The 21,423-nt window shown below is 67.9% G+C and carries 18 protein-coding genes; 4 read left to right on the top strand and 14 right to left on the bottom strand.

What is annotated here, in order from left to right; all coding sequences use genetic code 11:
* Positions 1 to 3: 3 nt before the first annotated feature.
* Genes purU through RS86_RS12645 form a run of 3 tightly spaced genes read left to right on the top strand, consistent with a single transcriptional unit; the run spans position 4 to position 2,949 of the window.
* A complete protein-coding gene (purU, locus tag RS86_RS12655) occupies positions 4 to 888 on the top strand; it encodes a formyltetrahydrofolate deformylase (protein WP_045272605.1) in 885 nt (294 codons plus the stop codon).
* A 36-nt stretch (positions 889 to 924) separates the two neighbouring features.
* Positions 925 to 2,325 carry a vanillate/3-O-methylgallate O-demethylase gene (ligM, locus tag RS86_RS12650; protein WP_045272604.1) on the top strand — a complete coding sequence of 467 codons (1,401 nt, stop codon included), beginning with the start codon at positions 925 to 927 and terminating at the stop codon, positions 2,323 to 2,325.
* Positions 2,326 to 2,367: 42 nt separating this feature from the next.
* Positions 2,368 to 2,949, top strand: coding sequence for a PadR family transcriptional regulator (locus tag RS86_RS12645; protein WP_045272603.1), 582 nt, complete (start codon positions 2,368 to 2,370; stop codon positions 2,947 to 2,949).
* 15 nt (positions 2,950 to 2,964) lie between these two features.
* Here RS86_RS12645 and RS86_RS12640 read toward each other — a convergent pair whose 3' ends face one another.
* The 4 genes from RS86_RS12640 to RS86_RS12625 are packed head-to-tail and all read right to left on the bottom strand — an operon-like array spanning position 2,965 to position 6,526.
* A complete protein-coding gene (locus tag RS86_RS12640) occupies positions 2,965 to 3,960 on the bottom strand; it encodes a VOC family protein (protein ID WP_045272602.1) in 996 nt (331 codons plus the stop codon).
* A 37-nt stretch (positions 3,961 to 3,997) separates the two neighbouring features.
* On the bottom strand, positions 3,998 to 5,086 hold the full coding sequence (locus RS86_RS12635) for a PrpF domain-containing protein (RefSeq protein WP_045272601.1): 1,089 nt from the start codon (positions 5,084 to 5,086) through the stop codon (positions 3,998 to 4,000).
* Positions 5,076 to 5,774 (bottom strand): 4-carboxy-4-hydroxy-2-oxoadipate aldolase/oxaloacetate decarboxylase, encoded by a 699-nt coding sequence (locus RS86_RS12630; protein ID WP_045272600.1) that lies wholly within the window; start codon positions 5,772 to 5,774, stop codon positions 5,076 to 5,078. Before RS86_RS12630 ends, RS86_RS12635 begins: the two co-directional genes overlap by 11 nt.
* Positions 5,771 to 6,526 (bottom strand): PIG-L deacetylase family protein, encoded by a 756-nt coding sequence (locus RS86_RS12625; protein WP_045272599.1) that lies wholly within the window; start codon positions 6,524 to 6,526, stop codon positions 5,771 to 5,773. The genes RS86_RS12630 and RS86_RS12625 overlap by 4 nt, the downstream gene beginning before the upstream one ends.
* 232 nt (positions 6,527 to 6,758) lie before the next feature.
* Here RS86_RS12625 and ligM (RS86_RS12620) point away from each other — a divergent pair, with 232 nt between their 5' ends.
* On the top strand, positions 6,759 to 8,159 hold the full coding sequence (gene ligM / locus RS86_RS12620; protein ID WP_045272658.1) for a vanillate/3-O-methylgallate O-demethylase: 1,401 nt from the start codon (positions 6,759 to 6,761) through the stop codon (positions 8,157 to 8,159).
* A gap of 80 nt (positions 8,160 to 8,239) precedes the next feature.
* Here ligM (RS86_RS12620) and RS86_RS12615 read toward each other — a convergent pair whose 3' ends face one another.
* The 10 genes from RS86_RS12615 to RS86_RS12575 form a co-directional block, all read right to left on the bottom strand.
* Positions 8,240 to 8,704 (bottom strand): MarR family winged helix-turn-helix transcriptional regulator, encoded by a 465-nt coding sequence (locus RS86_RS12615; RefSeq protein WP_045272598.1) that lies wholly within the window; start codon positions 8,702 to 8,704, stop codon positions 8,240 to 8,242.
* An 84-nt stretch (positions 8,705 to 8,788) separates the two neighbouring features.
* Positions 8,789 to 11,161 (bottom strand): ComEC/Rec2 family competence protein, encoded by a 2,373-nt coding sequence (locus RS86_RS12610; protein ID WP_045272597.1) that lies wholly within the window; start codon positions 11,159 to 11,161, stop codon positions 8,789 to 8,791.
* Entirely contained in the window at positions 11,158 to 11,811 is a 654-nt protein-coding gene (locus RS86_RS12605) for a ComEA family DNA-binding protein (protein WP_045272596.1), read from the bottom strand. Before RS86_RS12605 ends, RS86_RS12610 begins: the two co-directional genes overlap by 4 nt.
* Before the next feature lie 208 nt (positions 11,812 to 12,019).
* Positions 12,020 to 12,451 (bottom strand): hypothetical protein, encoded by a 432-nt coding sequence (locus RS86_RS12600; RefSeq protein WP_045272595.1) that lies wholly within the window; start codon positions 12,449 to 12,451, stop codon positions 12,020 to 12,022.
* A gap of 56 nt (positions 12,452 to 12,507) precedes the next feature.
* Positions 12,508 to 12,882 carry a hypothetical protein gene (locus tag RS86_RS12595; RefSeq protein WP_152642160.1) on the bottom strand — a complete coding sequence of 125 codons (375 nt, stop codon included), beginning with the start codon at positions 12,880 to 12,882 and terminating at the stop codon, positions 12,508 to 12,510.
* 31 nt (positions 12,883 to 12,913) lie between these two features.
* Positions 12,914 to 13,156 (bottom strand): hypothetical protein, encoded by a 243-nt coding sequence (locus RS86_RS12590; protein WP_152642159.1) that lies wholly within the window; start codon positions 13,154 to 13,156, stop codon positions 12,914 to 12,916.
* 1 nt (position 13,157) lies between these two features.
* A complete protein-coding gene (locus RS86_RS20420) occupies positions 13,158 to 13,466 on the bottom strand; it encodes a hypothetical protein (protein WP_152642158.1) in 309 nt (102 codons plus the stop codon).
* Between the two features lie 472 nt (positions 13,467 to 13,938).
* A complete protein-coding gene (locus RS86_RS12585; RefSeq protein ID WP_045272592.1) occupies positions 13,939 to 14,448 on the bottom strand; it encodes a hypothetical protein in 510 nt (169 codons plus the stop codon).
* Positions 14,449 to 14,576: 128 nt separating this feature from the next.
* Complete coding sequence (locus RS86_RS12580; RefSeq protein ID WP_045272591.1) at positions 14,577 to 20,786, bottom strand: DUF6531 domain-containing protein; 6,210 nt, start codon at positions 20,784 to 20,786, stop codon at positions 14,577 to 14,579.
* Complete coding sequence (locus tag RS86_RS12575; RefSeq protein WP_045272590.1) at positions 20,783 to 21,379, bottom strand: hypothetical protein; 597 nt, start codon at positions 21,377 to 21,379, stop codon at positions 20,783 to 20,785. The genes RS86_RS12580 and RS86_RS12575 overlap by 4 nt, the downstream gene beginning before the upstream one ends.
* Between the last annotated feature and the right edge of the window lie 44 nt (positions 21,380 to 21,423).

Raw genomic sequence — 21,423 nt, 5'->3', positions numbered from 1 at the left:
AGGATGACCATCCACGTCGAGCGACTGCGCGATGACGCCTGCCTGATCGTGCACGGCCCGGATCAGCCAGGGATCGTCTCGGCCGTCAGCGCCCTCATCACCCGCAACCGGGGCAACATCGTCTCGCTCGATCAGTACACCGACGACCCGCAGGGCGGGGGCTTCTTCCAGCGCGTGGTCTTCCACCGCGCCGACCTCTCCGCGGCGATCCCCGAGCTCGAGGCCGACGTCGCCGCCACGCTCGGACCGCTCGGCCTGTCGTGGCGGCTCACCGACCGGTCCGTCCCGAAGCGGATGGCCGTGCTCGCCTCGACGAGCGACCATTGCCTGCTCGAGCTCCTCTGGCGCCACCGGCGCGGCGAGCTGCCCGTCACGATCCCGATGGTGATCAGCAATCACACGAACGTCGCAGAGGACGTCCGCGCCTTCGGCATCCCGTTCTTCCACGTGCCCTCGCAGGGGCCGGACAAGTCCGACGCAGAGGCCAGGATCCTGGAGCTCGTGAAGGGGAATGTCGACTTCCTCGTGCTGGCGCGGTACATGCAGATCATCTCCGAGGACTTCCTGGACGAGGTCGACGTGCCGGTCATCAACATCCATCACTCCTTCTTGCCGGCCTTCATCGGCGCGGCCCCTTATCGCAAGGCCAAGGAGCGCGGCGTGAAGCTCATCGGCGCGACCAGCCACTACGTCACCAAGGTCCTGGACGAGGGCCCGATCATCGAGCAGGACGTCGCCCGCGTCGACCACTCGATGAGCGCGGCCGGCCTGCAGGCCCGTGGCGCGTACGTCGAGCGCGCCGTGCTCTCCCGCGCGGTGCAGTGGCACGCCGAGGACCGGGTGATCCGGAACGGCAATCAGACCGTCGTCTTCACCGACCGCCCCTGACCCCCGACCACCACGAAAGAACAAGAGAGGGCTTCCATGGCCGACAATCTTCAGCAGCTGATCGACGAGACCAACCCCGTCGAACTCCTGCGCAACTCTCAGATCGGGTCGTACATCTACCCGGTCGTGCCCGCCGACTTCAGCAGCTGGATCAAGGAGCAGCGGGCGTGGCGCGACAGCGCGGTGCTGTACGACCAGTCCCACCACATGGACAACGTGTTCCTGAAGGGCTCGGACGCGATCCGCCTGATCAGCGACACCGCGATCAACTCGGTCGCGAACTTCCCCGTCGACCGTGCGAAGCAGTACGTGCCGACCACGGCGGCGGGCCACGTCATCGGCGATGGCATCCTGTTCCGCGAGGCCGAGGACGAGTACGTCTACGTCGGCCGGGCGCCGGCTTCGAACTGGCTGATGTACCACGGCGAGACCGGCGGATACGGGAACCTCGAGGTGACCGTCGACCGGCGATCGCCGTCCCGCCCGTACGGGCACCCCGTTTCCCGCCGCTATTACCGTTTCCAGATCCAGGGCCCCAAGGCCTGGCAGGTCATCGAGAAGCTCAACGGCGGCCCGCTCGAGGAGCTGCGGTTCTTCAGCATGTCCACGATGGCGATCGAGGGCGCGCAGGTGCGCACCCTGCGCCACGGCATGGCCGGCGCACCCGGCCTCGAGGTCTGGGGCCCGTACGAGGATCACGACCGCGTCCGCGACGCGATCGTCACCGCCGGCGCCGAGTTCGGGCTGCTGCCGGTCGGATCCCGCGCGTATCCGTCCAACACGCTGGAGTCGGGCTGGATCCCCTCGCCCCTCCCCGCCATCTACACCGGCGAGGCCGAGCGCGGCTACCGCGAGTGGCTCGGCGCAGACAGCTACGAGGCCACCGGCACCCTCGCCGGCTCGTTCGTGTCGGGAGACATCGCGGACTACTACCTCACGCCGTGGGAGCTCGGCTACGGATCCTTCGTGAAGTTCGACCACGACTTCATCGGCCGCGACGCGCTCGAGAAGATCGATCCCGCGACGCAGCGCCGCAAGGTCACCCTGGCCTGGGACGCCGAGGACATGACGAAGATCTTCGGCTCGCTGTTCGACGTGGACGGCCCCAGCTACAAGTTCTTCGATCTGCCGCTCGCGAACTACGGCTCGGCGAACTACGACGCGGTCGTCGATGCCGACGGCAACATCGTCGGGTTCTCGATGTTCACCGGCTACAGCGCGAACGAGCGCCGTGCGCTCTCGCTCGCGACCGTGGCGCCCGACGTTCCGGAGGGCGCAGAACTCCGCGTGCTGTGGGGCGAGGGTCCGAACACCGCGAAGGCGACGGTCGAGCCGCACGAGCAGCTCGCGGTCCGCGCGGTCGTCAGCCCGACGCCGTACTCCTCGGTCGCCCGGCAGACCTACCAGGGCGGGTGGCGCACCGGCTACGCGAGCTGAATCCCGTCATCCCGGCAGTAGGCTCGACGCGGGAGGAACCGCATGAGTCTGCGCTACGCAATCCTGGCGATCCTGCGCGTCGGGCCGCTGTCGGGATACGACCTGCAGAAGCAGTTCTCGCAGTCGGTGGGGCACGTCTGGCACGCCCCCGACTCGCAGATCTACCCGGAGCTGCGCAAGATGGAGGCTGCGGGGCTCATCGAGGGCGAGGAGCAGGCCCGCGGCCAGCGCGGCACACGGCGCATGTACACCGTGACGCCGGCCGGCGACGCCGACTACCTCGCCTGGATGCAGACACCTCTGGACTACCAGCGCGTCCGCGACCCCGCGCACCTGCGCGCCGCCTACCTGGAGAACACCACGCCGGAGGCGGCGCGCGACTTCCTGCGCCGCCACATCGCGCAGTGGGAGGGCGAGCTCGAACAGTGGGAGGGCGAGCTCACCCACATCGAGAACCTCAGCAATCCGATGCTGACGCGCCGGCTGAACGTCACTCCGGACAGCGAGCGCGAACGCACGATCGCGTACAAGAGGTTCGCGTACGAGGGACTGGTCGAGCGGGCGCGGCTCGAGATCGCCTGGGCCCGCCGCGGCCTCGACCTCGTCGACAGCCTCGGCGACTAGCGCGGGCGACGGGCCTCAGCGGGATCCGGCCAGCGCCTCGCGGTCGATCTCCTCCTGGTTCTCCACGTACGGCGTGCCGTGCGTGTGGAAGGTGGCGACGGTCTTCATGCCCCAGGCCTGCCCCTTCGCGCGCTCGGCCTGGCTCCACTCGACGACAGGCCAGTCCGGGTCCAGGAGGAGCCGGGCCTGCGCGTTCGCGAACTCGATGCGGTTGCCGCCCGGCTCCCAGACGTAGAGGAAGAACGTCTGGTTGATCGCGTGCTTGTAGGGTCCGTACTCGATGTGGATCCCGTTCTCGAGGCAGATGTCGGCGGCCTTCAGGATGTCCTCCCTGGAGTCCGGCGCGAACGCGAAGTGATGGAAGCGGCCGCGGCTGCCCGTCCAGTCCGCGGAGTAGACGACGTCGTAGGACTTCTGATGGAACCGGAACCACCGTGCCGCGAAACGTCCATCGTCCTGGCGCACCCGCTCGGACTCCCTCGCGCGCATGACGTCGGCCCAGAACTCCCCCGCGGCGGTCACGTCGCTCGCGAGGTAGTTGATGTGGTCCATGCGACGGGCGTTGATGCCTCGCCCCGGATAGGCGGAGGCCTGGTTCTTCAGCGCGGGTCGGTCCTCGTCGTCCGGCACGTAGAGCTCGGTCTCATAGTGCAGCGCCATGAGGTGCCCGTCCGGATCCTCGAACTCGTAGGACGGTCCGACGCCGACCTCGGCTTCGCGCCAGCCGTGGCCGAGGCCGGTCGCCTCGATCGCGGCGACCCTGCGCTCGAGCGCCTCCTGGCTCGTCGTGCGGAAGAGCGTGCGCCCGACCCCGTTGGTGTCGGAAGCGGTGAGCTTGAGCGTGTACCGCTGGTACTCGTCCCAGCAGCGCAGGTACGCGGAGTCGCCGACGCGGGCGACCTCGCGCATCGCGCAGATGTCCCGGAAGAAGTGCAGACTCTCCTCGAACTTCGGGGTGTGCAGCTCGACCGCGCCGAGATGGGCGAGGTCGAAGTTGTCGGTGGTTGCCATGGGATCCGTCCTTGCTCTGGTCGTGTGGGGTCCGGCGTCAGCGCCGCGGACGCGGGAAGACGATGCCGTCGAAGATCTTGCGCGCGGTGCGCGTCGAACGGGACGACGCCCGCCAGGCGCCGTCCTCGCCGCGCGTGACGTCGACACGGGTGCGGAGCACACCGGCGGGGTGCTCGATGTCGTGCTCAGGTCCCGCCGGCAGGAGGGCCAGATCGTGTCCGACCGCGCCGGGGATCCGGATACCCGCAGCGACAGAGGCCGCCATCAGGACGCCGATCGACTCGTGCACGCGGAACGGGATGAACGCCCTCGTGGAGATCGTCCCGCCCTGCCGCGGCGGCGAGAGCAGCACGACCTTGGGTACGGTCTGCTCCGTCACATCGCCCAGGCCGAACAGCGGACCGGCGGCCCGGCGGACCTCCTCGACGACGGCGCACAATCGCGCATCGGCCTCGAGCCTGCCCGGATCCTCGTCCCCCGACGCCCCGAGCGACGCGGCGTCCATGAGCACGACGGGCATGCCGTTGTCGACCAGCGTCACGCGGTGTCCGGCGACCGTCTGCGTCACCAGACCGGTCGGGAGCACGGAGGCTTCGCCGCCGCCGAGCCGGAGCTCGATCGGTCCCGCAGAGCCCGGCACGCCGTCGATCTCCGTGCCGCCGTCGTAGTCCGGCATCCCGGCCGGCGTCGCGAACGAGGCCGTCGCGATCCCGCCGGTGTTGCGCAGCCGGATGCGCGCCGTGGTCGCTTCTCCGCCGGCCGGCAGGATTCCGCGCTCGACCGCGAAGGGCCCCACAGCGGCGAGGAGGTTGCCGCAGGTCTGCGCATCGCCCACCGTGGGGCGCTCGACGCCGACCTGCAGGAAGAGGTAGTCGAGATCCGCGCCCGGATCCTCGGAGACGGACACGATCGCCGCTTTGGAGGTCAGCACGTGCCCGCCCCCGAGCCCGTCGATCTGCCGCGGATCCGGGCTGCCCAGAAGCCGGAGCATCAGCTCGTTGCGCTCCACGGGATCGGCCGGCACGTCCGCGGCGAGGAAGAACGCCCCCTTCGATGTCCCGCCGCGCATGAGCATGCAGCGGATGCCGCCGGGAGATGTGCCGCCGGCGGCGGCGTCAGCGCGCATCGCCGCTCCGCTGGGCGACGTGCTCGACGCCGAGCCGGTCGAGCACTGCCCTCAGGCCCCCGACGTCCATCGAGATCTCACCGGCCCGGTAGCGCTCGCGCGCCGCGGCCTCGCGCTCCGCCCGCCGCCGTGCCGCGTCCAGCGCCTCGGCCGCCCGCGCGCGGGGCACGATCGTCACGCCGTCGTCGTCGGCGACCACGATGTCGCCAGGCTCGACCACGACGCCGTCGAGCGAGATCGGCACGTTCACCGATCCCGCCGTCTCCTTCACGGTGCCCTGCGCGGTGATGTGCGCGGTCCACACCGGGAACCGCATGGCCCGCAGCTCCGCGACGTCGCGCACCCCGGCGGACGTCACGTAGCCGCCTACCCCTCGAGCCTGCATCTGGGTCGCCATGAGCTCCCCGATGAAGCCGTGCAGTGACTCCGACACCGGCGCCACGACGATGATGTCGCCCTCCTGCGCCTGCTCGATCGCGACGTGCACCATGAGGTTGTCCCCCGCGGCAGGGAGCACCGTGATCGCACTGCCGGAGACCACGACGCCCTCCTGGATCGGCCGGATCCGCGCGCCCGCGCAGCCGATCCGGCCGAGCGCCTCGTGCACCGTGGCCGACCCGAACGCGGCGAGCGCGTCGACGAGTGCGCGCTCAGCGCGGGCGATGTCCGTGACGACGACGGGGCTCATGCCAGCACGTCCGTGACCTGGGGGTAGTAGCGCATGTACGCCTCGGCCATCGTGTCGTGGGCGAGGCCGAGATTGGGTCCCGCGTTGCGCTTCAGCTGAACACCGCGTCGGACGGCGAGATCGGTGTAGTAGGACCACATGTGCTGCTGAGCGGGGAGGCACTCCATCGCTGCACGCTTGCGCGGGAACGCGGTGGTGATGTCCAGCAGCACGCCGGGCGTGAAGCCGGACTGCTCGCTCTGGTGCGGCTCGAAGAAGAAGACCGGCGGGGCGCCGATGACGTCGTCCGGTCCCGGATAGCCGCCATCCGCGTTCGCGACCCCGATCGCCTGCGCGAGAACTCTCGCCTCCAGCGCCATCCGCGCCGCTGCCGGATGGTCGCCGTTGTACGGGTCTGCGAGAGAGTGGGTCAGCAGCACCGTCGGCTGCAGGCGCCGGAACGCGCCGACCAGCGCCGCCACCGCCTCCGGCGACTCCCGCAGCGGGTAGTCGCCGAGGTCGAGGAACTCGATCTCGGCGCCGAGCGCGTTCGCCGCCTCCGTCGCCTCCGCCCGCCGGATCGCCTTGATCTCGTCGAGCCCCTTGCCGGCGAGCCACTGACTCGCGGATTCCCCGCGCTCCCCGTAGGACAGGCAGATCACGACCGCGCGCTCTCCGCGGAGCGCCGCTGCCGCGATCGCGCCTCCGGCCCGCCACACGAAGTCGCCCGCGTGCGCACTGACCACCACCAGACAGGGCGTGCGCTGCGACATGGGACTCCTCGGGTTCGCGCCGGATCCGGCCGGCCGGCGCCGCTCGTCGCCGCGCCGGGCCCCACACAAGCACAGCGTCTCCCTCGTGGTCAAGGATTGTCGACAATCTTGTCGCCAATTATTTCCCTCTTCGCTTTACCTATGGACAGAGGGATTGATTGTCCGTACCATCGGGCCTCAGATCGAGCCGACGACGGCGACGATCAGCCGGATCGATGTCGAGGGAGACACCATGGCCAGCACCCTGCAGGAACTGCTCGACGAGAAGGGCGATGCGGTCCGGATGCTGCGCGACTCGCCCCTCGGCACGTACATCTATCCGGTCGTGCCGGCCGAGTTCACGAACTGGCGCCGCGAGCAGAAGGCGTGGCGGGAGACCGCTGTCCTGTACGACCAGACGCACCACATGGTGAACTTCTTCGTCTCCGGCCCCGACGCTCTGCGCCTGCTCTCGGAGACCGGCATCAACTCGTTCGCGAACTTCCCGGTCGACACGGCGAAGCAGTTCGTCCCCACCGCGTCCCACGGAGGCGTGATCGGCGACGGCATCCTGTTCCACGAGGCCGAGCAGGACTACGTGTACGTCGGCCGCGCCCCGGGCGCCAACTGGCTCCAGTTCCATGCGGAGACCGGCGGCTACGACGTCGAGTTCCGCTACGACGACCGATCGCCGTCGCGCCCCTACGGTCAGGCTGTGCACCGCGAGTACTACCGCTTCCAGATCCAGGGCCCGAACGCGTGGGCGATCATCGAGAAACTCGCGGGCGGGCCTGTCGAGCCGGTGCGGTTCTTCCGGATGGGGCACATGACGATCGCCGGCGAGCAGGTGCGCACGCTCCGGCACGGCATGGCGGGAGCGCCCGGCCTGGAGCTCTGGGGCCCGTATGCGCAGCACGGGAAGATCCGCGACGCGATCCTCGAGGCCGGCCGCGAGTTCGGCATCGAGCCCTGCGGATCGCGTGCGTATTCGTCGAACACCCTGGAGTCGGGATGGATCCCGTCTCCGCTGCCGGCCATCTACACGGGCGATGCGGAGCGCGCCTACCGGGAGTGGCTGCCCGCAACCAGCTACGAGGCCATCAACGCCGTGGCGGGGTCGTTCGTGTCCGGGGACATCGAGGACTACTACCTCAACCCGTGGGAGCTCGGATACGGCTCGTTCGTGAAGTTCGATCACGACTTCATCGGGCGCGACGCGCTCGAGAAGATCGATCCTGCACATCAGCGCAAGAAGGTGACGCTCGCCTGGAACGACGAGGACCTCGGCAAGATCCTCGCGAGTGCGATCGACCGGAACGGTCCCGGCTACCAGTTCTTCGACCTCCCGAACGCGAACTACGGATCCTCGAACTACGACACGGTGATCGACGCCGACGGCGAGACCGTCGGGCTCTCCCTGTTCACGGGCGTCACCGCGAACGAGCGGCGCGGCCTCTCCCTCGCGACCGTCGACCACGATGTGCCGATCGGCGCCGAGGTGCGGGTCGTCTGGGGCGAGCCGGACGGCGGCTCGCACAAGACCACGGTCGAGCCGCACGAACAGTTCGCGGTGCGCGCCGTGGTCAGCCCCGTGCCCTATGCCGCAACAGCCCGCACCGAGTACCAGGGCGGCTGGCGCACGACCGGCGCCTGAGAGTCGGCGACGGGGACGGCATCACGGGGCCGCGGGGATCGCGGCCCCGTGGAGTCACGCCCTGCGGAGTCACGCCCCGCTCAGGGCACGAGGTCCGTGGCACCCTTCCGGAACTCGGCCAGCGTGTGCGATTCGAGGGTGCGGCGCGCGCGCCGGAGGTAGTCCGCCAAGGCCGCGGTCTCCTCCTCCGCGAAGCCCCTCGTCAGGAGCCGCTCCAGCTCGGCCAGGCGCGGGGCGGTGCGGGCCACGGCCGCCACGCCCTCATCGGTGAGGAAGAGCAGCAGCCGTCGGGCGTGCTCCGGGTCGCGCTCCCGTCGCACCAGGCCGGCGTCCAGGAGCGGATCCATGGTCTGGGCCATCGTCTGCGCACGCACGAAGGAGCGCCGCGCGAGTTCGGAGCTCGTGATGCCGGGGCGCCGTTCCAGCACCGTGAGCGCCGTGAACTGCGCGATCGTCATGCCGGCCTGAGCGCAGACCTCCTCGAAATAAGGACGGAGCGCGAGCTCGAGCTGCTTGATGACATAGGTGAAGTTCGTGCCTTCCATCAAGACCTTTCGTCGCGACCCCGGATACAGGCTAGCTTTCGCGCGACCGCCGCGCACATGCCGCACCGGGCCATCGGTGGCCGATCATGGCGGACGCTCGGTGCGGCCATCCGCCGGGGCGGCGCGTTCGGTCCAGACGCGCAACCCCTCCTCCCCCTGCGACACCAGGATCATGCCGCGCCGATCCGTGCGCAGGACGGGCGCACGCAGTGCCTGCAGCATCTCCAGCGTTGAGGCGCGCGGGTGCCCGTAGTCGTTCCCCTCGCCGACGGAGATCAGGGCCAGCGCGGGACCCAGGTCCTCGTAGAGCTGCGGATCCTGATCGGCGCTGCCGTGGTGGGCGACCTTGACGACGCTCTCATCGTGCGGGCGTGCGAGCCGTCGCAGCGCGCCCTGCGCCGTGGCCGAGAGATCGGCCAGGAACAGGCTCCGCGGAACGCCTCCGCCCTCGATCTGCAGGATCACGCCCGTCTCGTTCCCGGGAGGGAACACCTTCTCGCCGCGGCGAGGCCACAGCACGCGCCAGTCCGCATCTCCCAGGCGCCCCGCCACGCCCGCCGCCGACTGGACGACGTCCGCTCCCCCGGCTTCGAGCCGCTCGAGTGACCGCTGATGGGCTGGAGTGTCCACCGGCCCGTGCAGCACGGTGCCGACGCGCCCGACCACCACGTCGGCGGCCCCGGCGTGATCCCGGTCGAAATGGGTCAGCACCAGCAGGTCGAGCCGCGCGATCCCCAGCGCATCGAGGCAGCGCCGCAGCGGTTCCGGCTCTGGTCCGGTGTCGATGAGCATCGTGCGTCCGGCCGAGCGCACCAGCACGGCGTCCCCCTGCCCGACGTCGCACAGGGCGATCGCCCAGTCCGCCGGGCGCTGCAGCAGCGCGACCGGACCGGCGACGATGCTCCAGCCCGTGCCCGCTCCGATCACGACCGCGAGGGCGCCACCCACGACGGCGCGCCAGGGGGCGCGGAGCGGGCGATGCGGCGCGACGACCCAGAAGACCCCTGCGCTGAGCACCGCCACCACGAGCGCCGTGCCCACGCCGGCCGGCGCCTCGATCGTGGCCATCGGCAGCGCTGCGGTCGTCACCGCCGTCTGCGCGATCCACGCGGAGGGCAGCCAGGCCACGGCTGCGAACAGATCGGCCAGCGGCGGGATCGGCATCGCGAGGCAGGCGAGCAGCCCGAGCACCGTCGCGATCGGCGACGCCGGCGCGGCCAGCAGGTTGGCCAGCACGGAGACCAGGGACTGCTGCGCCGCGAACAACGCGATGATCGGACCGCAGGCGAGCTGCGCAGACAGCGGGACCGCGATCGCCAGGGCGACCGCTCGCGGCAGCCGACGCGCGAGCCCCCGCGCCAGTGGCGGGGCGAGCACGATGAGACCGGCGGTGGCCGCGGCCGACAGCGCGAACCCGGGAGCGGCCGCGAGATGCGGATCGACGAGCAGCACCACTGTCACCGCGAGCAGCAGGACCGAGAGGCCCGCCCGCGGGCGCCCGAGCAGCAGCGCGGTCAGGGCTACTCCGGCCATGGCCGCGGCCCTGATGACACTCGGCTGCGGCGTGACCAGCACCACGAACCCGGCGAGGGCTAGCACGGCGATCGCGACGCGGAACACCCTGCCCCCGCCGCACAGCGCCACGATCCCGAACGCCGCCGCGGCCACGAGCGCGAGGTTGCTGCCGGACACGGCGGTCAGATGCGAGAGCCCGCTGGCCTTCATCGCGGCATCGAGTTCGTCGCTCACGGCTCGCACATCGCCGACCGCGAGTCCCGGAAGCAGCTCTGACCCGGGTTCGGGCAGACGTCCGGCGCGCTCGATGAACGCCGCACGCACGTCGCCGGCGAGCCGCTCGACCGGGCCGCCACGCGACAGCTGCACCGCCGCCCCGTTCGAGAACAGCACGAGGGCCGCCCGCTCGCCCGGATCCGTGCGTTTCGTCTGCGCCGTGAATCGCAGCACCGTCCCCGGTCCCAGGGTGGCGGATCCGGCATCGGGCGGGATCCCGATCCGCACCGGCACCCGCAGCGGAGCGGGTCGGTCCCCCGGACCGAGCCGGAACGCGTCTGCGTCGGCCCAGAGCCGGCCATCCGCGCCGATCGAAGGGAGCGATCGCACGCTCACCTCGGCGGTCACCGCGTGCCCTGCCAGTGAGGCGGCCTGCTCTCGGGCCGGCGTCGCGGCTGCCGCGGCGCCGGCGATCGCCGCAGCGACGGTCAGGCAGACGATCGAAAGAGGCCCGGTGCGGGCGACCGCGGTGCGGGTCCGGAAGCGGCACACGATGAGCAGGATCCCGATCCCCGTTGCCGAGAGAGCGATCACCGGGCCGGCCGTCCAGGGCAGGAACGACACCAGGAGCGCGATCACCCACGCGGTGACGGCGACCGGCACCATGCGCACGTCGCGCAGCCGGCGTTGCGGAGCCCGCGGAGCCCGCCGATCCGGCACGGTCATACTCGCACCAGGTCGCGGATCCCCGCCAGCATCTTCTCGCCGATGCCGCTGACGCCGAGGAGATCATCCACGCTCGTGAAGCGCCCGTTGGCGGTGCGCCAGTCGATGATGCGCTGCGCGAGCGCAGGGCCGATCCGGGGCAATTGGTCGAGGGCGGCGACATCGGCGGTGTTGAGGTCGACGAGTCCGCCCGCTGCTCCCCCGCCCGCCGCACCGGATCCTCCCGCCGCCGCGCCCGGTGCAGCACCTGCCGCACCGATCGCCGGCACCAGGATCTGCTCGCCGTCGGCGACCGTGCGGGCGAGGTTCACCGCGGCCAGGTCGGCCGTCGGCAACGTGCCTCCGGCCGCCGCCAGCGCCTCGGCGACCCTCGCACCGTCGTCGAGCACGTACAGGCCAGGTTTCGAGACCTCGCCTAGCACGTGCGCGTAGACCGCGCCCGCCGCGACTGCCGATCTGTTGTTGCGCGGTGACGGCGACACGACGACCTCCTCCGGCACCGTCGACCGGCCGAGCAGGCCGATGCCCACCGTGACCGACACCGCCACGAGCCCGACCACCACGGCCGCACCGAGCCCCAGGCGGAGCCGCCGGGGCGCGCGCGCGACGACCGTCGACCCCGCCTCCTCCGTCTCCGACTGCTCGCTCACACGCCGACGCTAGACGCGGGCAGCCGGGTCGAGAAACCGCTCCACGCAACCGGTGCGGTGCCCGGTCGGAGCAGGCGCTGTGGAGGACGAGTACGACGCTCCGCCCTTGTTTCGAAGGACGCAAGACGGGCGGCGTACGAGGAATTCGGATCCTCAACGGAGATCATCGACCGAGCACGCCCATGCCTCTTCGTGCAGCAGGGCTGACCTACCCAGCGAAGGCCGCCTGCAGCGCGCCGAGATCGGTTGCGGAGAACGCAGCCGCGGGAAGGACCGCGACGAACGAGCCGCCTCTGCGCTTCAAAACAACAGTGCCGCCCACGATGAGCACTCCGGCCAGTAACGCGAAGGAAGTCTCGCCGCGGCTCAGCGCCGTCCATGTGCGCAGCACGTCGCCGTCGACCTCGGCCACAACGCGCGAGCCCCCCGGATACTGCGCCCGCACGACGCGAGAAGCGGACCTCCGCGTGATCACGACGAAAACGACGATCAACAGGATCGATCCGACCAGAGCCAGGATCAGCGGCTGCCAGGTGGCCGACGAGAACATCAGCCCGGTCCACAGCCACAGGAGCGGTCCGAGAACGAGAACCATCAGCGCGACCGGGCGGCTGAGCACGAATCGCGTGATGTCGTCCACATGTCATTTGATCTCTGCGTCGTCCATGACGACGCCGCCAACGCTCGGTCCAGTGATCATTGATCCCCCCAAGGCTCGCGAGCAAGGTTGCTCGCCTTCTTTTCAAAGCCGCTAACTCTGCGGTCACGGCCACCCCCTGGGCTCAGGGCGAGCTCGAGTGCCGCCTGCCCCTGATCGCCCATTGCGTCAGCACCCTGTGCAATCGCACCCGCGCTCATCAGGCCCACAGTGATGGACAAGATGCCGAATGCAAGGTAGCCGCTCGCGATGGCCAGCAGCATCCACATCCGCGGCATCCGTTCGAGGGACTCGTCCCCCGACAAGCCATCCTCGCGATGGACGCGCGCGTATCGTCCCCGCACGAAACGCAGCACGCGAACTCGGAACAGCAGCGCCAACATGCCTGCGAGCATCGCGACCGCGCCTGCCACGACACACACCACAGAGAAGACTCCCAATCGACTACTCTCGCCCGAAAATCCCGACGAGAATCGCGCCGACGCCGATGATCATCAACCACACGCCACAGAACCCTACCCACCACGGGCTCGACCGCCGCGCCAGAAGCCTCCCGGATGACCCGTACATGGCCCTGTTGGCATCCACAATGACGTGGAAGATCCGAACACGATGACGAATGATGAAAGGTCCACACGCGACCGCCGTCACCCCGATCACCGTCGCCAAGTAGTTCTCAAGCGTCACGTCACACACCCTCATGCAGCAATAGCCCATCAAAAAATCCTCGAAGCGCCCGAACGGCCTGCCACATGCCTTCTCGCTCGTCGACTCGAAGTGTTGAACTCTTCTGGTCAAGTGCAAGCGCGTAAATGATCTCGTTCTGACCCCATTCACGACGCGCTGCTCGCAAATCGTCCGTCTGATGACCAATGTCAAGAGCGTTCAGCGCGGCTTTTGTTCGAGCCTGCATTTCGGCCAGATGAGTCAGATCTCCGTCAAAGCGATCGAGGCTGTCAATAGCCGCCGCGATGAGGGCGATCTGAATCGGTTCCATACGATCAGGATGATACGTCATGGTCGAAGGTCGCCGTAACTCACTATTGCCACCTTGCGGTCAAGAAACCGGCCAGTTCACACAGCATCACGAGCAGCCGTGTGCGGATCGGTGGCTTCTGCTGGCCACTCGTCCCGCATGATGTGCGCACGAATCGACCCCTCGGGCGCCTTGTCGCCAGCTCGCCGCGCAAGAGCGTTGGCGAGCCGACAAGAGTTGTTCTGCTTGATCCAGGCCTCTCGGCCTCCGATCACGCAGAGGCTTCGTTGCGCTCGGCCGGCGGCCACATTGACGAGGTTGGCGCTCGACGCGGCCCAGGCTTTCGCGCCCGGGGATGCTGGGGCTAAGGGAGCTTGACTCAAGTCTCGATATTCATGAATCTGCTCCTTGAAGAAAACCGGTCAGGCAGCCACCGAATTTGACACCCTCCAAGACAGATCAGTCCGCAAGCCGCGACACCTACATGATTCCATCAGAGGCGGTCAGCCGGAACACCGGAAACGAGATACACATACGGAAGAAGCAAACAAACAAAGGTGAAGATCGCCAGTTTGACCATAGTGTCGGTTGGAACTCGACCGTTCGCTTTGGCCGCAATGGCGGCGAGCAAAAACATGATCGTAATCTGAATCAGGATGATAAGCCACCACTGCGACGGCGAATCGAAGCGAGCGATTACACTACCGCTGGCAACAGCAATCCAAAACCCGCCGCTAATGGCAAGCCAGTACGCAGTAACGTACCACCAAAATGCCTCACTCACACCTAAATACCCGAGCGCGAGAACGAAGAGTGATGTCACGGCAGCAAAGGCGATAAATCCCGGAATATACATGGATGACGAACCGAACATCTTCACGATGATCGAAACCAGAATGAAGATTCCGATACGCAATGCAAAGTGCTTCTTTGGGCGCAGGGACAACAAGACAATAGGAGCCAGATATATCACGCCGATACCAAAGGGGAAAACCGAGGCCACGATCTCGGAACTCCAATGAAAGTTCGCTGGCTCCCTGCCTACAATGACGCTCCAAACTTGAAGTAGAAACGTCCAGGCGAAAGAGAAGAGGGCAAACGCCAGTGTCCCGATCCAAGTTCTAAACCTTCTCATTGCGCCGCACTTTCAAGCCCGTAGTCAAGTCGACTCCAAAAATACCATGGCAAATAGCTTTGGAACCAGTTGCGACTGTTTGGCCCGGTGGCTGCGATCCGCAACCCCCTTCCATTGTCATAGAATGAGAACGTGATCACGTTGTCGGCACCTTCAGGGTGCCCCGGCAAGGACGTGAACGTTAGACTGTTTGACCCCACCTCCGTAACGCGAATAGGCGCGTCGCCGAAGCAACCGAAAACCGTCTTCACGCAGAGGTTGAACTCTTGACCTTCTTTTGGATTGTTCTTCGCATCAAATGGGAACAACTGTTCGAGATGGCTTGAGAAGTAGCGGAACGCTTCTTCATTGCTTCCCCATTTGTAGCTGTCACCATTGGCCAGGTAGAACTCGCACTGGTAGTCGTAGGCGGATGTAGTCCAGTCTTTGGGACACATGCCGCCCGCACTAGAGTAGCCACTTTGCTGACTATTGGTTGATGGTCCCTCCTGCGTGGTTCCTCCCGTGGGCTCGTTCGAGACCCATGGGTCGGGCGCGGGACCGCCGGGGTCAGCCCAGTTGAAGCTGGGCGGGGTATTGCCCTCTAGGGTGGTGACGCCGGGCTTCGGCTGTAGGTTCCAAGACCCGTGTCCATCCGAGCGGACGTCGTACGCCGGGTCCCACGGGCGGTTGCCCATCCAGTCAGTGAGCGTGGTCGGGTTGTTGAGCACGTACGCGTACTTGTTCAATGTCCCGGGCTTCCCCGAGTTCCCCGACCACGTGTCGTCCTGGATCCAGGACGCGGTTCCAGGCTGGTAGTCGCGGGCGTAGTAGTGCTGCAACCCGGCGACAGGGTTCGCCTGCTCGCTTGTGTACCCGACCGGAGTGCGAGTCGTCGCCACCGGAAGGTGCACCGCAGAGAGCTTGTCCTCCTGCCCCGGCGCGGCTTCGGTTCCTGCGCCGGCGTAGAGAGTGCCGGCCGCGGGCTCGAGAACGCCAAAGTCCGTGTACGCCGACGCCGAGGTGGTCGCCCCGTCCGCACTGGCCGTCGCCCGGACCGTGCGCTGCCGGTCCAGGTATAGCCACGAACTCGACGCCCCAGTGCTGGTGGTGGTGAGCTGGTGGTCTGCACCCTGCGGCCCGTACACCAGTCCCGTGGTCAGGCTTCCGGTCGCCCACGCGATGGGGGTGAGCCCATCGTTGAACACTCGTGCGGTTTGCCCGCCGAACATCGTGAGGTCACCTACGCCGGGGCAGCCCGGGGTCGTTCCCCCGATCCCACACCCGGTCAGGTGCGGACCTGCGCCGTTGCCGTTCTTGTTCTTCTTGTCGTCGGCAAGCCCGGTCGGCAGGGCCTGCGTGGCAGTCCGGCCCAGACCGTCGTACGTGAATGCCGTGTTCTGACCGTCGTCCCGAGCCTGCGTCAGGAGCCGGCCGGTGTAGTCGAACGTGTTCTTCGCGGTCACCGTGGTCGTCTCGGTGTGTCCGGAGTTGCCGTTCACCTGCCGTGTCGAATCCGTCGCCTGGACCGTCAGGTTCCCCGCCTCGTCGAACGTGTTCTTCACGACCGTCGATGCGGGACCATCCAACGAGAGCCCCGCGGACGGGTCCGTCTTGCGCTCGGTGAGCTGGTTCGCCGAGTTGAACGTCGCGGAGAACTTCACGAGCTGGCCGGTGAGGCGATCCGTGTCCGTCCCGCCGGTCTGGTTGCCGTTCGCGTCGTACGAGTACGTCGCCTTGGCTCCATCGGTGCGCGTCGAACCGGTGAGTCGTCCGAGCGGGTCATACGCGTAGTCGGTGGTGAGGTCCTTCGTCGCCGACTCCTGCACCTGCTGGGTCGTGCTCCCCGCGGCGTTGTACGTGTACGCGAGGTGCAGCGGCAGGCCATCCGCCGCAGTGAGCGCGGCCACCGGGCAACCCGGCGTCACTCCCCCGTTACCGCAGCCTGGTCCGTCCGTCGCGCCAGAGGGCGTCGACGGGGTCGGGCTGGGGGTGGGGCTGACCGTCGGAGTCGGCGTGGGCGTGGCTCCTGGGCAGCCCGGCTTGGTCCCGCCGTTGCCGCACCCGTTGCCGGCGCCATTCCCCTTGCCGTTCCCCGTGCTCTTGGCGCTCGACGCGGAGGTCGGAGACGGGCTCGGTGTAGGCACCGACGGGTTTGGGGTCGACGGGGCGAGCGTCGGTGCGACCGGAGTCGGTGCGACATCCGCCCCCGGGGTCACCGTGGTGTTCGGTGACGGATCGGCCGGAACCGGTGCGCTGACCGCGGTCGCGCTCTTGGCGTCCGGGTTGGTGGCTGTGGAGCCGGTGTGCAGGATGTCGGTGATGCGGCCGACCGCATCGTACGCGTAGGTGCTGGTCGTGCCGTTGGATCGGTCTGCCTGTGTGAGCAGACCCGACGCGTTGTACGCGTACGTGGTCGTTCCCGTCGCATCCGTCAGGCCGGTCACGTGTGCCGCACCGTCCAGCGCGTAGGCGACTGTACTGCCGTCGGGATAGGTCAATCCCGTGCGTGCGCCGCCGGCGTCATACGCGTAGGCCACCGCCTTCGCATCCGCGGACCCGTCCTTCGTCGTCTCCGACGCGGTCAGCCCGTCGGGCGTGTACGCCCACGTGGTCTTGCCGGTCGAGTCGACCATCTGGGTGAGCTGCCCGGCCTTGTCGTATGTGAACGTCGCCGAGTCGGCCCCCTGCGGAGCGACCTTCGTGATGCGACCGTCCGCATCACGGCTGTAGGTCGTCTTCTTCCCGTTGCCGTCGGTGACGGTGCTGGTGCGCGACGCCGCGTCGTACGTGTACCTCGTCGTGTCGCCGACCTGGTTGGTGCTCTTCGTCAGCGCCCCGAGCGGGTCGTACTCGTATGCGCTCTTCCCGCCCTTCGGATCCGTGACCTGCGTGAGCCGATTCACCGGGTCGTAGGCGTAGTTCGTGGTGACGTTCGTGTCGACCGTCGCGTCCGCCCCCGCTTTGGCGTTCTCGACGACCTGGGTCAGGTTCGCGTTCATGTCATGCCCGTAGGTCGTGACGACACCGAGCGGGTTCGTCTCCTGCGCGAGCACTCCTGCCGCGGTGTATGCGTACTGGGTCGTGTCCCCGTTCTGGTCCGTCTGCACCTTCACCTGGTTGGTGGGCGTGTACCCGAGGGTGATCGTTCCGCCCCGCGGATCGGTGATACCGGTGATGTTCCCCACCGGGTCGTACGCGTAGTTCGTGACCGCTCCCGTACCGTCGGTCATCGAGGTCAGCTGCCCGGCCGGGTCGTATCCGTAGTCGGTGGATCGTCCAGCGCCATCAGTGCTCTTCGTCACCCGGCCCGCTGCGTCGTACTCATACCCGGTGACCGCACCACTGGGCTGGGTCACCGACACGGCACGGTTCAACGTGTCGTAGGCCGTCGTGGTCGTCCGGCCGTTGGGATCGGTGGAGCCGGTGACGTTGCCCGCCTCGTCATACGCGTAGCTGGTCACCGCCCCTGTCGCGTCCGTGACTTTCGTCACGCGTCCCGCGGCGTCGTAGGAATACTCAGTCGACTCGCCGCTCGCGTTCGTCACCTTCATGACGCGACCAGCCTGGTCATACCCGTAGGTCGTCTTGCCACCCTTCGCGTCCGTGACGGCGGTGGGGCGGTTCATCGCGTCGTAGGCATACGTCGTGACAGCACCGGTCGGGTCCGTGACCTTCGTGAGGTTCTGGTTGGCGTCGTACTCCTTCGCTGTGACGCCATCGTTCGGGTCCGTGACCTTCGTCACAAGGCCTTCGCCGTTGTACTCGTACTTCGTCACCCCGCCATCGGCGTTCGTGACCGAGATGCGCCGGTACTCGCTGTCGTATCCATACGTCGTCACGCCGCCGGCCGGGTCGATGACAGAACTCACCTGCAGGCCGTTGTTGTACGCGTAGGTCGTCACGCCGCCGTTCGCGTCTGTGACGCTCGCCACCTTGTTCGTCGCGTTGTACGCATACGTCGTCGCGGCGCCATCGGCGTTCGTCCGCGAAGTGAGGTTCCCGACCGTGTCGTACGCGAACGTCGAGACCGCCCCGGTCGGGTCAGTCGCGGAGACGAGCCTGCTGGCTGCGTCATACGCAAGCAGCGTCACTCCCCCCGCAGCGTCCGTGATGCCGGTCAGGTTCCCGTGCCCGTCGTAGGTGTACGCGGTGACGTTGCCATTCGGGTCTGTCCGAGAGGTGAGGTTTCCCGCGTCATCGAACGTGGACGCCCACACCGCGTCGTCTGGCCCGGTGACTCCTGTGACGCGTCCCTTCGCGTCGACCGTGTACGTCGTCACCGCGCCGTCGGCCGCCGTCGTCTTCGCCACGTCACCTGCCGCCGTGTAGGCGACCTTCGTGCTCGTGCCGTCCGCGTTCGACACCTGCACCGGACGACCCTGCGCATCGTAGGAGTACGAGGTCGTCTTGCCGTTGCCGTCGATCTTCGATGACGTATCCCAGTTCGAATATCCCGTGCTGATCGTGTTGTTCAACGGGGTGACGACCTTCACCACACGGCCCTGGTCGTCCCGGGTGAACGTCGTCTTCGCACCCGTCGTGTCGGTATACACCGTGTCGTTGCCGTTGTACGCCAGCGTCGAGATCGACCCATCGCCGTTGACCTGCTTCACCACGCGACCCTGGTCGTCGTACGTGTTCGTGACGAACGTGACGCCATCCGCCGCGGTCACCGTGCTCATTCGCTTGTTGTCGTCATACCCATAGGTCGCGGCGCGGCCGAGCGGGTCGGTGATGGATGTCAGCTGCTCGCCCGAGTACGCGAACGACCACACCGCACCGTCCGGTCGCGTCACCTTCTCGATGCGCCCGTCCGCGTTCATGGCGAACCCGATCGCCTGGCCGCCCGGTTCCGTCACCGACGCGAGCGAGCCATTGACCGTCAGCGTCACCGGCGCGATGACCGGGCCGCCAGACGTGCCATCGGGAGCGACCGGCCACTGCGTCTTCGGCACCGGCGACGTCCACGTCATCTGCTGGTACGTGTAGGTCCAGACGTGACTCTGCCGGTCGGTCCGCGACTCCAGGTCGCCCTTGCCGGTCACCGGGTTCACGGCGAACACCATCGTCGATGTGTCCGGCTCCGTCACCGTGATGTGCTTCGCCGCCTGGCCCGACACGAGCGCGGTATCGGTCGGTGCCGGCAGGTCCGACGTCAACTTGGTGTAGATGCCTGCGTTGGCGGGCTTGTAGGAACCCTCGCCGTTCCGAGTGAACGCGAGCGTATGCCCGTCCGGATACGTCACGAGGACGGAGCCATCCGAGTAGGTCTGCGCTGAGCCGGTCACCTGGGACGACCATCCACGCCCGAAGGCGCCAGTACGTCTATCCATCGAGTTGTAGGTGAGACTCACGGGTGTCTTCGTGCCGCCCGGGCCGGAGACCGTGAACACATCCGCCTTCTGCAGGAAGTTGCCCGTCGCGAAGTTCACCGGGTCGGATCCGTATCGCTGCCAGTTCGCGAACCCGAGGCGGAACAGCTCGTCGAGCTCCGCCTGGGACGGCACCGTCGGGAACGCCGACTGCCCCGCGCTTGCGTCACCGCATGTGATTCCCTGATCCAGCAGCTGCCGGCCGATCGCCGTGACGATCGCGTCGATCTCGAACCCGTACTTCGTGCCCTGATATGTGCCGTCGATGGCGGGCCAATCGAAGTTGTGGTCCATGAACCCGAAGAACGTCTGCGCGTACGTGCCCGGCAGATTCCGGAACTCCGCGTACGGGCGCTCCTGGCCGTTCGTGGATCCCAGGTTCACGCCCGCCGACGGACGCCCCGTGAACCGGGTCCACTCGTCCGAGGTCTTCTGCGCGAACGCGACATTGTTCGAGAACATCGTCGCGTACGCCATCGCGCCGCCGTCCGATGCCGTGCCCCACGGGGTGCCGGTCAGGTTGTTCAGCGAGATCGTCAGCGAGACATCCGCGTCCCGCATCATCGCCGCACGGTCAGCCTCCGCCACGTTCGGCGTAGATGCGTCCCGGGTGATGAGCACGCTCGTGTCGCACAGCCCCTCGAGCTGCGTCTTCACATCCTTCGCGATCTGCGCCGTGATCGGCAGCTCGCTGTACGACACCCCATCCCAGATCGCGTGCGAGAAGTCGTTGTCCGGATCAAGGACCACCTTCGCGGTCGGCGTCTTCGCCGCTGCGAAGGCCGGAGCCGCCGACAAGGTCGACGCCGCCACCGCGGCGATCGCGACCGCGGCCAGCCAGCGCCGGCTCACTTCGACACCGCCCAGCCCAGGATGTAGCCGTTCACGTTGCCGGTGTCACCCTTGGATGGCACCAACGACCAGCCCACCTCCCGCTCGCCCTCGGCCACCAGCGGAGAGACCTTGCCTTTCGTCGCGGTCAACGCCGCCGTCGCCTGCGACAGACCGGATTCGTCGAACCCCAGCACATACCCGAAGGTCGCGTCGCCCCCGCAGTCCGATTTCGGAACAGCAGGGCTCGCACCCGTACCGCCCGCCTTCACGGCGGCCTCCGCGTACGTTCTTGCGACATCATCGAGACAACTACTGCGGGTCAGCGCCTTCGCTTCCACCCCGGAGCGCGCGTCGGACCAGACACCATCCACCGTCGTCGCCTTCGAGGAATCGTCGATCAGCGACGCATCCGTCGGGACCGGTCGCGGCGCCCCCGTCGGCAACGACTGAAGAGCCTCGCCCCGCCCGGTCGTCGGATGCAGCCCACTCGACAGAGTCACCCCGGCGACCGCAACGGCCACGGCTGCGGCCCCACCGCCGATCGCCCACCACAAGACGCGGCGACCAGTCGCCCCCTCACTGCTGTACTTTTCGCGCACGTCACTGCCCACGGCATCCCCCGATGTCTCCGGTCGAACCACCGAAGCTGTAAGGT

It is taken from the genome of Microbacterium azadirachtae (assembly GCF_000956505.1).
GTDB lineage: Bacteria > Actinomycetota > Actinomycetes > Actinomycetales > Microbacteriaceae > Microbacterium > Microbacterium azadirachtae_A.
The sequence above is the reverse complement of the archived record's forward strand: the minus strand, read 5'-3'. Positions and strand labels throughout refer to the sequence as shown.